Source organism: Erythrobacter ramosus (genome assembly GCF_009828055.1).
Classification (GTDB): domain Bacteria; phylum Pseudomonadota; class Alphaproteobacteria; order Sphingomonadales; family Sphingomonadaceae; genus Erythrobacter; species Erythrobacter ramosus.
Genome location: NZ_WTYB01000002.1, coordinates 569178 through 582692, shown reverse-complemented (window position 1 = coordinate 582692; position 13515 = coordinate 569178). Strand labels below are relative to the sequence as shown.

General features: G+C 64.6%; 13 protein-coding genes. 12 read left to right on the top strand and 1 reads right to left on the bottom strand.

What is annotated here, in order from left to right; genetic code table 11:
- Positions 1-53 precede the first annotated feature (53 nt).
- From GRI59_RS09420 to ychF, 7 genes are all read left to right on the top strand, one after another.
- Positions 54-965, top strand: a complete 912-nt coding sequence (locus tag GRI59_RS09420; RefSeq protein ID WP_160760932.1) for a TraB/GumN family protein — start codon at positions 54-56, stop codon at positions 963-965.
- A 16-nt stretch (positions 966-981) separates the two neighbouring features.
- Positions 982-1911 carry a TraB/GumN family protein gene (locus GRI59_RS09415; RefSeq protein WP_160760931.1) on the top strand — a complete coding sequence of 310 codons (930 nt, stop codon included), beginning with the start codon at positions 982-984 and terminating at the stop codon, positions 1909-1911.
- Between the two features lie 129 nt (positions 1912-2040).
- Positions 2041-2646, top strand: a complete 606-nt coding sequence (locus tag GRI59_RS09410; protein WP_160760930.1) for a 50S ribosomal protein L25/general stress protein Ctc — start codon at positions 2041-2043, stop codon at positions 2644-2646.
- Positions 2647-2736: 90 nt separating this feature from the next.
- Positions 2737-3315, top strand: a complete 579-nt coding sequence (gene pth / locus GRI59_RS09405) for an aminoacyl-tRNA hydrolase (protein ID WP_160760929.1) — start codon at positions 2737-2739, stop codon at positions 3313-3315.
- Positions 3312-3734: a DUF1330 domain-containing protein gene (locus tag GRI59_RS09400; RefSeq protein WP_160760928.1), complete on the top strand. Its 423-nt coding sequence runs from the start codon at positions 3312-3314 to the stop codon at positions 3732-3734. Before pth ends, GRI59_RS09400 begins: the two co-directional genes overlap by 4 nt.
- Positions 3735-3740: 6 nt before the next feature.
- Entirely contained in the window at positions 3741-4247 is a 507-nt protein-coding gene (locus GRI59_RS09395) for a P-loop NTPase family protein (RefSeq protein ID WP_160760927.1), read from the top strand.
- 72 nt (positions 4248-4319) lie between these two features.
- Positions 4320-5420, top strand: a complete 1101-nt coding sequence (ychF, locus tag GRI59_RS09390) for a redox-regulated ATPase YchF (RefSeq protein ID WP_160760926.1) — start codon at positions 4320-4322, stop codon at positions 5418-5420.
- A gap of 122 nt (positions 5421-5542) precedes the next feature.
- Here ychF and mutL read toward each other — a convergent pair whose 3' ends face one another.
- Positions 5543-7399, bottom strand: a complete 1857-nt coding sequence (gene mutL, locus GRI59_RS09385; RefSeq protein WP_160760925.1) for a DNA mismatch repair endonuclease MutL — start codon at positions 7397-7399, stop codon at positions 5543-5545.
- A gap of 196 nt (positions 7400-7595) precedes the next feature.
- Between mutL and GRI59_RS09380 the strand changes: the two genes are divergently transcribed.
- The 5 genes from GRI59_RS09380 to rodA are packed head-to-tail and all read left to right on the top strand — an operon-like array spanning position 7596 to position 13459.
- Entirely contained in the window at positions 7596-8639 is a 1044-nt protein-coding gene (locus tag GRI59_RS09380) for a rod shape-determining protein (protein WP_160760924.1), read from the top strand.
- A gap of 47 nt (positions 8640-8686) precedes the next feature.
- On the top strand, positions 8687-9640 hold the full coding sequence (gene mreC, locus GRI59_RS09375) for a rod shape-determining protein MreC (RefSeq protein WP_160760923.1): 954 nt from the start codon (positions 8687-8689) through the stop codon (positions 9638-9640).
- Positions 9640-10194: a rod shape-determining protein MreD gene (locus tag GRI59_RS09370; protein WP_160760922.1), complete on the top strand. Its 555-nt coding sequence runs from the start codon at positions 9640-9642 to the stop codon at positions 10192-10194. The genes mreC and GRI59_RS09370 overlap by 1 nt, the downstream gene beginning before the upstream one ends.
- Positions 10194-12329 carry a penicillin-binding protein 2 gene (mrdA, locus tag GRI59_RS09365; RefSeq protein WP_160760921.1) on the top strand — a complete coding sequence of 712 codons (2136 nt, stop codon included), beginning with the start codon at positions 10194-10196 and terminating at the stop codon, positions 12327-12329. The genes GRI59_RS09370 and mrdA overlap by 1 nt, the downstream gene beginning before the upstream one ends.
- Positions 12326-13459 (top strand): rod shape-determining protein RodA, encoded by a 1134-nt coding sequence (gene rodA, locus GRI59_RS09360; protein ID WP_160760920.1) that lies wholly within the window; start codon positions 12326-12328, stop codon positions 13457-13459. Before mrdA ends, rodA begins: the two co-directional genes overlap by 4 nt.
- Positions 13460-13515 lie beyond the last annotated feature (56 nt).

Genomic DNA, 13515 nt, shown 5'->3' with positions numbered 1-13515 from the left:
CCCAACGTTTCTCCTCCCCCACACTCTCATAACCCCCCGAAAGGAACCACCCGATGAAATTCGCTTCACTGCTTGCCCTTACCGCTGCCCCCTTTGCACTGCTGGCCGCCAGCCCCGCTCTGGCTGACAACCATGCCGCTACCGAAACCGCCGCTGCACCCGCTGCCAAGGGCCCCGCGCTGTGGAAGGTCGCGGATGCGGACACCACCATCTACCTGTTCGGCACCGTCCACGTCCTTCCCGCAGGGATCGAGTGGTACGATGACACCATCGCCAAGGCGCTCACCGGTTCCGACATGATCGTGACCGAAATCCCGATGGACGCGGCCAGTGAAGCGGCCATGGGCCAGCTTGCCCAAAGCAAGGGCAGTCTGCCCGCAGGCACCACCCTGCGCTCTTTGCTCACGCCTGAGCAAACGGTCACTTACGAAGCGGCCCTCGCCAAGCTCGGCGCCCCGCCCGAAGCGTTTGACCAGATCAAGCCCTGGCTGACCGGCCTCACCATGTCGCTGATCCCGCTGATGCAGCAGGGCTATACCCCCGGCGCGGGCGTGGAGAAGGTGTTGCTGTCGAAGGTCGGCGACAAGCCGCAGGGTGCACTGGAGACGGCGGAATTCCAGCTCGGCATTTTTGACGGGATGGATCAGGCCGCCCAGATCACCTTTATGATGGAAGCCATCGAAGGCATGGACGAAACCGCGCCGATGCTGAACCGGATGGTCGCCGAATGGGCCGAGGGCGATGCCGACGAACTCGCTGCCATCATGAACGAAGGCATGACCGATCCCGCCGTTGCCGACGCCCTGCTCTACAGCCGTAACGCCAACTGGGCCGAGTGGGTCGACGCTCGGCTCGACCAGCCCGGCACGGTGTTCGTCGCGGTCGGTGCAGGTCACCTTGCAGGTGCCCAGAGCGTGCAGGATTACCTCGCGCAAAAGGGTATCACCGTCAGCCGCGTGAAGTGATCGGGGCGCTGCCGCAATGACCACGGAACGGGGGGCAGGATTGCTGATTGCGGTGCGTAGAGCCGCAGCTGCGATCCTTGCCCCCCTCTTCCTCCTTGGCCTTGCCGGATGCAGCGATGCACCCGGCGAGGCCGCAGGGGACAGAACCCCGCCCAATCCGCTGCTCTATGAAATCGCCTCGGCCGATGGAACGGTGGAGGGCTGGATGGTCGGCACGATCCATGCCCTCCCCGACGACACCGAATGGCGCACGCCCGCGATTACGCAGGCGACCGATGCCGCCGACCTGCTGGTGGTTGAAATTGCCGCGCTGGATGATGGCGAGCGGGTCGCCGGGACCTTCACGGAACTGAGCACCACTCCGGGCCTGCCTACCCTCGAACAAAGACTGCCGGACGATCTGGCCAACTCGCTCACCGACTTGCTGGAGCGCGGCGGGATCGAACGCACGCGCTTTGCCGCAGTCGAGACCTGGGCGGCGGCGATCATGCTGGCGCAGGTTGATGCGACTGGCGATCCGGCCAATGGGGTCGACCGTGCGCTGATCAATGACTTTGCCGATCGTCCGGTGCGCGAGCTGGAGGGTGCGGCAGCGCAGCTTTCAATCTTCGACCGCCTGACTGAAGCGCAGCAGCGCAGTATGCTCGCCGCCGTGGTGCGCGGGAGCGAGGCCGCGCGCAAGGACCCCGCCCGGCTCCAGCGCGCGTGGCTGGCTGGTGATGCTGCGACGATCGAACAATCCACCCGCGAAGGCTTTCTGGCAGATCCCGCCTTGCGCGCCGCCCTGCTCACGGATCGCAACCGCCGCTGGGCCGCTGCGCTCAGCCCGCTGCTGCAAGAGGCCCCCCTCCCCTTGATCGCCGTCGGCACGGCGCACCTCGTTGGGCCCGACGGGTTGGCCGCTCTGCTTCAGGCCCAAGGCTACCTTATCCGGCGCCTGCCCTGAGGGCTGCGGCCTAAAGCGGTTGCCAAACGGGCCTTCTCTCTCTAAGGGCCCGCGCTTCGACGCTCCGGTCATCCCTGGAGGCGGTGCGTTCGATGATACTCTTTCAACATGCATTCGAAAGGCACGATTATGAGCGAAGCTCTGAACCTGCCGGCTGAAGCGCGCGAACGGGCTGGCAAGGGAGCCTCCCGTGCAATTCGCCGCGATGGTCGGACACCTGCTGTCATTTATGGCGGCAAGGAAGAACCCACCCTGATCCACGTCGAGCAGAAGGAACTGGTCAAGCAATTGATGACCGGTCACTTCATGAACTCGATCGTCAACATCGAGATCGGTGGCAAGATCATTCGCACTCTGCCCAAGGATGTTGCGTTCCACCCGGTGACCGACCGTCCGCTGCACGTCGACTTCCTGCGCATGACCGGCGACAGCATGGTTCAGGTGCAGGTGCCCGTCGTGTTCGTCAACGAAGACGCATCGCCCGGCCTCAAGAAGGGCGGCGTGCTCAACATCGTTCGTCACGAGCTGGAACTTATCTGCCCCAACGCCGACATTCCGGATGATATCCAGATCGACGTGACCGGTAAGGATCTGGGCGACTCGATCCACATCAGCGAAGTGACCCTGCCCAAGGGCGTCACCAGCGCGATCACCGACCGCGACTTCACCATCGCCACGCTCGTCGCCCCCTCGGCGCTCAAGAGCAGCGAAGGCGACACGACGACCGCTGAATAAGCGATCATTGCCTATTGCGGCTATCGAACGCCGGGCTTCGCAAGAAGTCCGGCGTTTCGTTTTGTGTGAGCGGCAGCTAGGGGACTTGCCATGCAAATCTGGGTCGGCCTTGGAAATCCCGGACCGCGCTATGCGCTCCACCGGCACAATGTCGGCTTCATGGCCGTGGACGTCATTGCCGATATGCATGGCTTCGGCCCAATCCAGACCAAGTTTCAGGGCTGGGTGCAGGAAGGCCGGATCGGCAGCCACAAGGTGCTGCTACTGAAGCCCGCCACGTTCATGAACGAAAGCGGCCGCGCTGTCGGTGAGGCACTGCGCTTCTACAAGCTCGGTACCGAAGCGCTGACCGTGTTCCATGACGAACTCGACCTCGCCCCCTTCAAGGTCAAGGTGAAGCAGGGCGGCGGCCATGCCGGGCACAACGGTCTGCGGTCGATCGACCAGCATTTGGGCGCAGAGTTCCGCCGCATCCGGCTCGGCATCGGCCATCCGGGACACAAGGACCGGGTGACAGGCCACGTGCTCGGCAATTTCGCCAAGGATGAACAGGATGATCTGGTCGCCATGCTGGGCGCAATTGGCGCGGAGGCAGAATGGCTGGCAAAGGGCGATGACGTGCGCTTCATGAATGATGTTGCGCTGAGGATGCAGGATATGACCCCATGACCGACGGCGCTGCCTATCTCGAGGTCAGTCAGGAACAGGGCGCAGCCTTTTTCGGATCACCCGGTGAAGGTCCAGTGGTGATGCTCAACCTGCTGCGGTTCCGTGAAACAGCCGATTACACCCATGCCCCTGACCTTGCGCCGCCTGCGCCCGTCAGCGGGGCGGAGGCCTATGCCCGTTACATGCGCGAAATGTTGCCATTGCTGAATCGAAGCGGCGGCGAGGTGCTGCTTTCAGGTACTTCGGCGAATTTCCTGATTGGGCCAGCTGCTGAAATCTGGGATCATGTCCTGCTTGTGCGGCAGAATAGCAAAGCGAGCTTCCTCGCCTTTGCAAGCGATCCAGAAAGCATGAAGATCACCGCCCACCGGACGGCTGCGGTTTGCGATTCTCGGCTGCTACCGATCAGCGCAGACTGATCGGCCATGCGCCGCGTCCTCCTCATCGGCCCCTGCGGGTCGGGCAAGAGCACCCTCGCCCGCGAGCTTGCCCCGCTTATGGTCCTTCCGCTCGTCCACATGGATCAGCTGGGCTGGCAGGCGGGTTGGGTCGAGACGGAGAAGGCCGAACTGAATGCTCGGCTCGCTGAGGTGGTGGCGCAGGACGCATGGCTAATCGAGGGTAACTATGGCAGCACCCTTGCCCCGCGTCTGGAACGGGCGGACACGGTGATCTACCTCGATTTCCCGATCCGCCTGTGTCTGTGGCGGCTCGCAAAGCGCATCATCACCCATCGCGGCCGTTCCCGGCCCGATATGCCGGAGGGCTGCCCGGAGCGCTTCGATGCCGCGTTCTTCTGGTACGTCATGAACTGGAACACCGGCCCGCGTGTGCGTACCGAGGCGAAGCTTGCGGGATATTCGGGCAAGGTTATCCGCCTGCGCTCCCCCGCAGCTTTGGCCGAATGGCGGGTGCGCCACGGCTTGGTCTGAGCACCGCCTCTAGCCATCCGTTCCCCTCCCCGCTAAGGGCGGCGCTTTCCAGATAGCCAAGAGACAATCATCATGGGTTTCCGTTGCGGGATCGTTGGCCTGCCCAACGTGGGCAAGTCCACCTTGTTCAATGCATTGACCGAGACGCAGGCCGCGCAGGCCGCGAATTATCCGTTCTGCACGATTGAGCCCAATGTCGGTCAGGTCGCCGTGCCGGATGAAAGGCTGCAAAAGATCGCGGCCATCGGCAAGAGCGCCAAGATCATCGAAACGCAGCTCGGCTTCGTCGACATCGCCGGCCTCGTGAAGGGCGCGAGCAAGGGCGAAGGCCTTGGCAACCAGTTCCTCGGCAACATCCGTGAGGTGGATGCCATCGTCCACGTGCTGCGGTGCTTTGAGGATGACGATATCCAGCACGTCGCCAACAAGGTCGATCCCATCGCCGACGCCGAAGTGGTCGAGACCGAGTTGATGCTGTCGGACCTCGAAAGCCTCGAAAAGCGCGTGCCCGCGGCTGCCAAGCGCGGCGCGGCGGGTGACAAGGAAGCCAAGGCGATGGCGAGCGTGCTCGGGCAGGCTTTGGAGCTGCTGCGCGAAGGCAAGCCCGCACGCCTGACGGTGCCGGGGGATGACGAGGAAGAGCGGCTGTTCAAGCAGGCGCAATTGCTCACGGCCAAGCCGGTGCTTTACGTCTGCAACGTCGCTGAAGAAGACGCCGCTGAGGGCAATGAACTGTCGGCCAAGGTCTTCGCCAAGGCCGCAGCTGAGGGCGCCGAAGCGGTGGTCGTTTCGGCTGCCATCGAAGCCGATCTGGTGACGATGCCGGTCGAAGATCGGGGTGAATTCCTCGAAGCGCTCGGCCTCACCGAAAGCGGCCTCGCCCGCGTGATCCGGGCCGGGTACAAGCTGCTCGGCCTCAAGACATTCTTCACCTGCGGCCCCAAGGAAGCGCGTGCCTGGACGTTCCCGGCGGGCGCGAAAGCCCCGCAGGCGGCGGGCGAAATCCACTCGGACTTCGAACGCGGCTTTATCCGCGCCGAAACGATTGCCTACGATGACTACGTGGCGCTCGGCGGCGAAGCGGGCGCAAAGGAAGCGGGCAAGCTGCGGCAGGAAGGCAAGGAATACGTCGTGCAGGACGGGGATGTGCTGCTGTTCAAGTTCAATGTTTGAGGGTGAGACAGGGCGGCCCTAGCCCTCCTTCGTCACCCCGGCGAAGGCCGGGGCCCAGTTGCTTCCGTAGCGACGTCTGTCACTCTGGATCCCGACCTTCGCCGGGACGACGACCAGCGTGGCTAGTGCCGCCCAAACAGCTTCTCGACATCCTCCATACTCAGCTTCACCCAGGTCGGCCGCCCGTGATTGCACTGGCCTGATCTCGGCGTTGCCTCCATTTCACGCAGCAACGCGTTCATCTCCGCCACGCTGAGCACCCGTCCGGCCCGCACCGATCCGTGGCAGGCCATCGTCGCCAGCACCAGTTCAAGCCGCTCGGCCAGCAACAGCGCGCCGCTGTCTTCCTGCTTGCCGTGCTTGGCGATGTCGTCAGCAAGATCGCGCAGCAACCTCGCGCTGTCCGCCTTGGCAATCGCTGCCGGAACCGCGCGGACCAGCATAGCGCTCGGGCCGAAGCGCTCGATCACGAGGCCGTAACGCGCCAGCCCCTCGGCGGCGTCTTCGAGCCGCTCGCAATCGACCTCGTCCAGTTCGACCACATCGGGGACCAGCAGGGCTTGGCTGCGGCGGTTGGCTTCCTCCGCCCCGGCCGCGCGCAAGCGTTCGAGCACCAAGCGTTCATGCGCGGCGTGCTGATCGACCAGCACCAGCCCATCGGCGGATTCGGCGACGATATAGGTGTTCGCCACTTGCCCGCGCGCGATGCCGAGGGGGTATTGCTGCGCCTCGGCAGGCACCGGGGCGGCTTCCTCGGCGCGGCCCTGTGGCTGGGCGAGCGGCGCTGTCCAGACTGGGCGCGCTTCGCCGAGGCGGGGCTGCGAAGCGCTCCAGTCACGGCCTGTAAAAATGCTCTCCAGCATCGGGGCTATTGGAGCAGCTGTTGGTGCGACCGGCTCGGCCTGCCACCGTCCCATCGCCGCACGATCCGGGCCTTGCGCAGACCGGCGGTCACCCGTTGCCAATGCCTGCCGCAGCCCCGAAACAATGAACCCTCGCACCCCTGCGCTGTCGCGGAAGCGCACCTCGGTCTTGGCCGGGTGGACGTTCACATCAACATCCTGCGGCGGCAGGTCGAGGAACAGCGCCAGCACTGCGTGACGATCCCGCGCGAGCATATCGGCATAGGCCCCGCGCACGGCGCCGACCAGCAGCCGGTCTTTCACCGGACGACCATTGACGAACAGGTACTGATGATCGGCCACGCCGCGATTATAGGTCGGCAAGCCCGCCAGCCCCGTCAGCCGCATCATCCCATAGGGCGTGTCGCGCTCCTGCGAGATGGCGACAGAATTATCCTTCAGTTCATGCGCGATGATCCGCGCCACGCGGGTTGCCAGCTCTTCATCCGCTTGCAGGGAGAGCACTGTCCGCTTGCCCGCATCACCCACTGTCTCCAGCGTGAAAGCAATATCGGGCCGCGCCATGGCGAGCCGCCGCACCACATCAAGGCAGGCCGCATATTCGCTGCGCGCCGTGCGCAGGAACTTACGGCGCGCGGGCACCTTGGCGAACAGGTCTTCCACCCGCACCCGCGTGCCGGGCGGGAGCGCGGCGGGTTCATCAGCCAGCACCGCGCCGTGATCGACCACGCGGCGCCAGCCTTCTGCGGCGCCAGCCTCGCGGCTTTCGATGGTGAGGCGCGCCACGCTGGCGATGCTCGGCAATGCCTCCCCGCGAAAGCCCAGCGTCGTCACCAGCTCGATCGCGCCTTCCGGGCCAATCAGCGAATCGGGCAGCTTGGATGTCGCGTGCCGTTCCAGTGCCAGCGCCATGCCATCGGGCGCCATCCCGCAGCCATCATCGACCACTTCGATCCGCTGCAATCCGCCATCCGCAAGTACCACACCGATTCGCCGCGCACCAGCATCGATCGCGTTCTCGACCAGCTCTTTCAGGGCCGCCGCCGGGCGTTCGACCACCTCACCCGCAGCAATACGGTTCACAAGCGCGGAAGGGAGACGGCGGATTTCGGGCATTTGTCGCACGCTAGCGGTGAGCCGCCGTAATTTCGAGACTACACCCCCAGAAATCAGTTCTGCGGTGGACAAATATTTTGGCCTTTTGTGCGCGGATTCGCTAGGCGCGCGGTGTCATGTCATAACCGGGTCGAACTCCCCTGCAACGACCGCGTGTTCAGCTTGCAGCCTCGCCACCACTGGAACACCACCACCGATGAGCTTTCTGTCCAACTTCTTCAAATTCCGGTCGCAAAACATGGCGATCGACCTCGGCACCGCCAACACGCTGGTCTATGTGCAAGATCAGGGGATCGTGCTGAACGAACCCTCCGTGGTCGCCATTGAGACGATCAACGGGATCCGCCGAGTCAAGGCCGTCGGTAACGATGCCAAGATGATGATGGGCAAGACCCCGGACAGCATTGAGGCGATCCGCCCGCTGCGTGACGGCGTGATCGCCGACATCGAAGTGGCCGAACAGATGATTAAGCACTTCATCCAGAAGGTGCACGGCAAAAAGAGCATGTTCCGTTACCCGGAAATCGTGATCTGCGTGCCCTCGGGCTCGACCTCGGTCGAACGCCGCGCGATCCGTGATGCGGCCTCGAACGCTGGCGCATCGGACGTGCACCTTATCCTTGAGCCGATGGCCGCCGCGATTGGCGCCGATATGCCAGTGACCGAACCGGTCGGCAGCATGGTCGTCGACATCGGCGGCGGCACCACCGAAGTCGCCGTGCTTTCCTTGCGCGGCCTCGCTTACACCACCTCGGTCCGCACCGGCGGTGACAAGATGGACGAAGCGATCGTCTCTTACGTGCGCCGCCACCACAACCTGCTGATCGGCGATGCGACCGCAGAGCGCATCAAGAAGGATTACGGCATCGCCATGATCCCGGAAGACGGCATCGGCGAAACCATCACCCTGAAGGGCCGCGACCTTGTGAACGGCGTCCCTAAGGAAATTACGATCAATCAGGCGCATGTCGCCGAAGCGCTGAGCGAACCCATCGGCGCTATCGTCGAAGGCGTGCGGATCGCGCTGGAAAACACCGCGCCGGAACTCGCTGCGGATATCGTCGATCAGGGTATAGTGCTCACTGGCGGCGGTGCCTTGATTCGGCGGCTCGATGAGCACCTGCGTGAGGAAACCGGCCTGCCGGTCTCTGTCGCCGAAGATCCGCTCCTGTGCGTCGCCATCGGCACTGGCCGGGCGATGGAGGATCCGATCTATCGCGGCGTGCTGATGACCGCGTGACGCGCCTGCATCTGAGCCGGGCTGTTCGGCAGAAGGGACTCTAACCCATGGCGCCTCCCTCTTCGCGCCGCTCGGGCTTTTCGAAGAAGGCGCAATTCTCGCTGTTCACCGGCTACCTCTTGGCCGGAGCGGGGGCTGTGCTCGGCCTGGCGCTGTTGGCGCTGTCGTTGTGGCAGCCGGCTGCTTTTGCACCCCTGCGCGGGGTGGCGAGCGATGTCGTCGCACCCGTCGGCACGGGCGGCGCGGTGACGCGCTCGGGCTCGCAGGGCTTTTTCGCGACGATTTCCGGCTATTTCAACGCGGGCCAGCAAAACGCCGAGCTGCGGCGCGAGAACGAGCTCGCCCGCATCCGCCTCGCCGAAGCCGACGCCATCAAGGCGGAGAACCAGCGCCTGAAAGGTTTGCTGGACCTGCGCGATGGCGAGGCCAAGCCTGTCGCGATGGCGCGGCTCGTTGGTTCGACCGCGACCAGCGTGCGCCGACATGCCTATATCAGCGCCGGGACCAGCAGCGGAGTAGCGCCGGGGATGCCCGTCCTGTCCGAGCGCGGGGTGATCGGCCGCGTGCTCGAGACCGGACGGAACTCGGCCCGCGTGCTGCTGTTGACCGATAGCGAGAGCGTTCTGCCGGTGCGCCGCGCCAAGGACAATGTGATTGCCTTTGCCGAAGGGCGCGGTGACGGCTTGTTGCGCATTCGCCTGGTCAATCTCGGCGTGAACCCGCTCAAGGTGGGCGACATGATGGTGACGAGCGGTGCTGGCGGATATTACCGCCCCGGCGTGGCTGTGGCGGTGATTGCCAAGATCACGCCCGACGGCGGGATTGCGCGCTTGGTGGCCGAGCCTTCGGCGACCAATTTCGTTGCGGTCGAGCCGGTGCACGAAGCCGCCGCTGTGGCTGAACTCGAAGACACCGTGCTGCCCGGCCCCTCACCCGCTGCCGGTGCCACGCCCACTCCCACGCCTGCGCCGCCTTCGGGCGCTGCGGCCGGGGAGGAGTGATGGAGCGGATCGACCCCCGCGCCCGGTCGGATATCTATGGACTGCGCATTAACCGCGCACCCTATGCATGGCGCGTCCGCAGCGTTCCCTATGTGACGATCATGCTCGGCTCGCTTCTGCCGGTGCTGCTGATCGCGGACCTGATGCCGCTGTTCCCCTCGCTGGGGTTTCTGCTGCTGTTGGGCTGGCGCATGGTTCGCCCGGGGCTGCTGCCGCTGTGGGCCGGGGCGCCGCTGGGGGCGTTCGACGATCTGGTGAGCGGCCAGCCCTTCGGTAGCGCGATCCTGCTATGGTCGCTGGCGATGATTGTGATCGAACTGATCGAGACCCGCTTTCCGTGGCGCGGGTTCTGGCAGGACTGGTTCACCGCCGGGGTCATTGCCGTCAGTTACTGGTTTGCCGCCCTGCTCGTCTCGGGTGCGAGCGTAACGCCCGAAATGTTCATCGTCGCCCTCCCACAAGCCTTGCTGTCAGTGATGCTCTATCCGATAATCGCGCGCATGGTTGCTGGTCTTGACCGCTTCCGCCTCGCCCGGGCGCGAAAGATCGACTGATGAAGATCCCGTTCCTGCGTGACGGACCGGAGCGCACCCCGCGCATGATCAACGCCTCGATTCTGCGCGGCAGTTTCGAGCGTCGCGGCTTGCTGATCGGGGCCGTGCAAGGCGGGGTTGGTGTGCTGCTGGCGCTGCGGCTTGGCTATCTCGCCATCGCCGAGAACGAGAAGTACCGGCTCGAATCCGAAAGCAACCGGGTCAATTTGACACTGGTTCCGCCGCGGCGGGGCTGGATCCTTGACCGCAACGGCGCGCCGCTGGCGTCGAACCGCGCCGATTTCCGCGTCGATCTCATCCCGGAACGACTGGTGAATGCCGACGCGACGATCGACCGGCTTGGCCAGTTGCTGTCGCTGGAACCGGCACGGATTGCCGACATCAAGGACAAGGTTTCAACCGCGCGCGGGTTTCAGCCGGTCGAGGTGGCCAGCGGTCTGGGCTACGAACAATTTGCTGCCCTTAGCGTGCGCTTGCCCGACCTTCCCGGCGTGGTGCCGCAGCGCGGCTTCTCGCGTTTCTACCCGACCGCATCCAGCGTCGGCCACCTGATCGGCTATGTCGGCCCTGCCTCTGCCGAGGAATACGAGAAAGACCCCAACCCGCTGCTGATCACGCCGGGTTACAAGATCGGCAAGGACGGGCTGGAAAAGCAGTTCGAGAAGAATCTGCGCGGCGTCCCCGGTGCGCGGCGGGTCGAGGTGACGGCGGGCGGGCGGATCGTGCGCGATCTCGAAACGCGCGAGGATGTGCAGGGCCAGCCCGTCCGCCTTACCATTGACGGCCCGTTACAGGATTATGCCGCGCGCCGCATCGGGCTCGAAAGCGGCTCGGTGGTGGTGATGGACTGCCGATCCGGCGACCTGCTCTGCATGGCGTCAATGCCGAGCTTCGATCCCAATTCCTTCTCGGATGGCATCGGCGGGGTTGAATACGCGATGTTGCGCGATGACGAGCGTGTGCCGCTGCGCAACAAGGTGCTGAAGGGGCTTTATCCGCCCGGTTCCACGGTCAAACCGATGGTCTCGATGGCGTTTATGCAGGCTGGGATTGATCCGAACGAGACGGTGTTCTGCGGCGGCGGCCTGCAGGTCGGCAATCGGCGGTTCGGCTGCTGGAACCGCCGCGGGCATGGCTCGGTCGACATGGCCAAAGGCATCTACCAAAGCTGCGACGTCTATTTTTACTCAATGGCCCAGCGGATCGGGATGGACCCGATTGCCGCGATGGCGCGGCGCTGCGGGATGGGGCAGGAATTCCCCCTCCCCGTCACCAGCCAGTTCTTCGGCACAGTGCCTGACCCGGCGTGGAAGATGAAGAAGTGGGGCCGCGAATGGCAAGCGTTCGACACCGTCAACGCCACTATCGGCCAGGGCTACATGCTCTCCAGCCCATTACAGCTCGCGGTGATGGCATCACGCCTTGCAACAGGCCGCCATGTCATGCCGCGCCTGACGCTCGATACCAAGCCCAAGGGCTTCGACAATATCGACTTCCCGCTTGAGCAGGTCGAATATGTCCGCAAGGCAATGAGTGATGTGGTCAACGGCCCCGGCACAGCAGGCCGCGCGCGCCTGCCGATCGATGGCACGCTGATGGCGGGCAAGACCGGGACGGCGCAGGTCGTCTCGCTCTCGATCTCCAACGGCAAGTCCGGGCCGTGGAAGTACCGCGACCACGGGTTGTTCATCTTCTTCGCCCCCTATGACAACCCGCGCTATGCGGGCGCTGTGGTGATCGAGCATGGCGGCGGGTCAGGATCGGCCTATCCGATTGCGCGCGATGTGATGACCTTCCTGTTCGACCCGGCCAAGGGGCTGGAGGCGCTCGCCGCGCTGGAAGCCGGATGGGGCGGCACCGCGCAGCAGCGGCTCGAAGCGCGCTATGCTGCCTATGCTGCCGAGCGTGGGGCCAGCGTCAGCCGTCCGCCGCGCCGGGAGGAGGAAATCTTCGACCGGGTCGAGGCCGAAGCCCGCCGCGCTGCCACTCAGCCCGAAGCTATCGCTGACGAAGTGATCGCGCCGCGTCCCGAAGCCAATCCCTCCGGCACCCCGCCGGGTGCTGCCGCCCCGCCGCCAACCACAGCGCCTGCGGCCCCCGCCCCTGCCCCGCCGGCCGCGGAGATCAGCGAATGAACACCATCGCCGCCCGCGGAATCGTACCCGAACCGATTGCCCGCCAGCCTTGGGAGATGCTGATCCCGTTGCTGCTGATCACGGGCTTTGGCGGTCTGGTGCTCTATTCAGCAGGTGGCGGCTCGATGCAGCCCTTTGCGATGTCGCACTTCATCCGATTTCTGGTGTTTTCGGTAATGGCGGCGATCATCGCCTCCATGCCGCGCGACGCAGTGCGGGTGCTGACCTATCCCGCCTATCTGGCCGTGCTGGTCATGTTGCTGGGGGTTGAGATCGTTGGCCAGGTCGGCGGCGGGAGCCAGCGCTGGCTCGAAGCCGGGCCGATCCGCATCCAGCCTTCCGAGATCATGAAGCCCGCGGTGGTGCTGGCGATGGCTCGGTTCTACGAAACGCTCCCGGCCGGGATGATCGGATCGTGGCGATCGGTGGTGCCATCCGGGATGCTGATCGTGCTGCCTATTTCGCTGGTGCTGTTGCAGCCCGACCTTGGCACGTCCGTGGCCATTGCGTTCGGCGGGGTGGTGGTGATGTTCCTCGCCGGCCTGCCGCTTTGGTGGTTTTTGCTGGCGGGCGGCACCGGAATTGCCGCGATGCCGCTGATCTATTTCTTCGCGCTTCGCCCCTACCAACAAGCGCGCGTCACGACTTTCCTCGATCCCGAAAATGATCCGCTGGGCGCAGGCTATCACATCGCCCAGTCTAAGATCGCAATCGGATCGGGCGGGATTTTTGGCAAGGGCTTCAACAACGGCACGCAGAGCCACCTCAATTATCTGCCCGAACCCCACACCGATTTCGTCTTCGCCACCATGGCCGAAGAATGGGGCCTGGTGGGCGGGCTGTTCGTGCTGACGATGTATGCGCTGATCCTGCGGTGGGGGTGGAAGGTCGCGAACGAATCGCAGGATCGCTTCTGCGCCCTGCTCGCCGCCGGGGCGACCGCGACGATCTTCTTCTACATCGCGATCAACCTGCTGATGGTGATGGGCATGGCACCCGCCAAGGGCATTCCGCTGCCGTGGATGAGCCATGGCGGCTCGTCGATGATGACCAACATGATCTGCATCGGCCTCCTGATGATGGTCAATCGCTGGAACCGCATGGCCCCGCGCCGGGGCCTGACGGTCTAGCAACGATTTCGCGCGAATAGGCCCTTGCCATCAGGGCGAGACGCGCTAAATGCAGC

What these genes read in the sequence shown, in the direction of transcription:
- pth (WP_160760929.1), top strand. Translation starts at nt 2,737, where the DNA reads ATGCAAATCTGGGTCGGCCTTGGAAATCCCGGACCGCGCTATGCGCTC.
- GRI59_RS09370 (WP_160760922.1), top strand. Translation starts at nt 9,640, where the DNA reads ATGGAGCGGATCGACCCCCGCGCCCGGTCGGATATCTATGGACTGCGC.
- GRI59_RS09420 (WP_160760932.1), top strand. Translation starts at nt 54, where the DNA reads ATGAAATTCGCTTCACTGCTTGCCCTTACCGCTGCCCCCTTTGCACTG.
- mreC (WP_160760923.1), top strand. Translation starts at nt 8,687, where the DNA reads ATGGCGCCTCCCTCTTCGCGCCGCTCGGGCTTTTCGAAGAAGGCGCAA.
- GRI59_RS09415 (WP_160760931.1), top strand. Translation starts at nt 982, where the DNA reads ATGACCACGGAACGGGGGGCAGGATTGCTGATTGCGGTGCGTAGAGCC.
- GRI59_RS09395 (WP_160760927.1), top strand. Translation starts at nt 3,741, where the DNA reads ATGCGCCGCGTCCTCCTCATCGGCCCCTGCGGGTCGGGCAAGAGCACC.
- rodA (WP_160760920.1), top strand. Translation starts at nt 12,326, where the DNA reads ATGAACACCATCGCCGCCCGCGGAATCGTACCCGAACCGATTGCCCGC.
- ychF (WP_160760926.1), top strand. Translation starts at nt 4,320, where the DNA reads ATGGGTTTCCGTTGCGGGATCGTTGGCCTGCCCAACGTGGGCAAGTCC.
- GRI59_RS09410 (WP_160760930.1), top strand. Translation starts at nt 2,041, where the DNA reads ATGAGCGAAGCTCTGAACCTGCCGGCTGAAGCGCGCGAACGGGCTGGC.
- GRI59_RS09400 (WP_160760928.1), top strand. Translation starts at nt 3,312, where the DNA reads ATGACCGACGGCGCTGCCTATCTCGAGGTCAGTCAGGAACAGGGCGCA.
- mrdA (WP_160760921.1), top strand. Translation starts at nt 10,194, where the DNA reads ATGAAGATCCCGTTCCTGCGTGACGGACCGGAGCGCACCCCGCGCATG.
- mutL (WP_160760925.1), bottom strand. Translation starts at nt 7,399, where the DNA reads ATGCCCGAAATCCGCCGTCTCCCTTCCGCGCTTGTGAACCGTATTGCT.
- GRI59_RS09380 (WP_160760924.1), top strand. Translation starts at nt 7,596, where the DNA reads ATGAGCTTTCTGTCCAACTTCTTCAAATTCCGGTCGCAAAACATGGCG.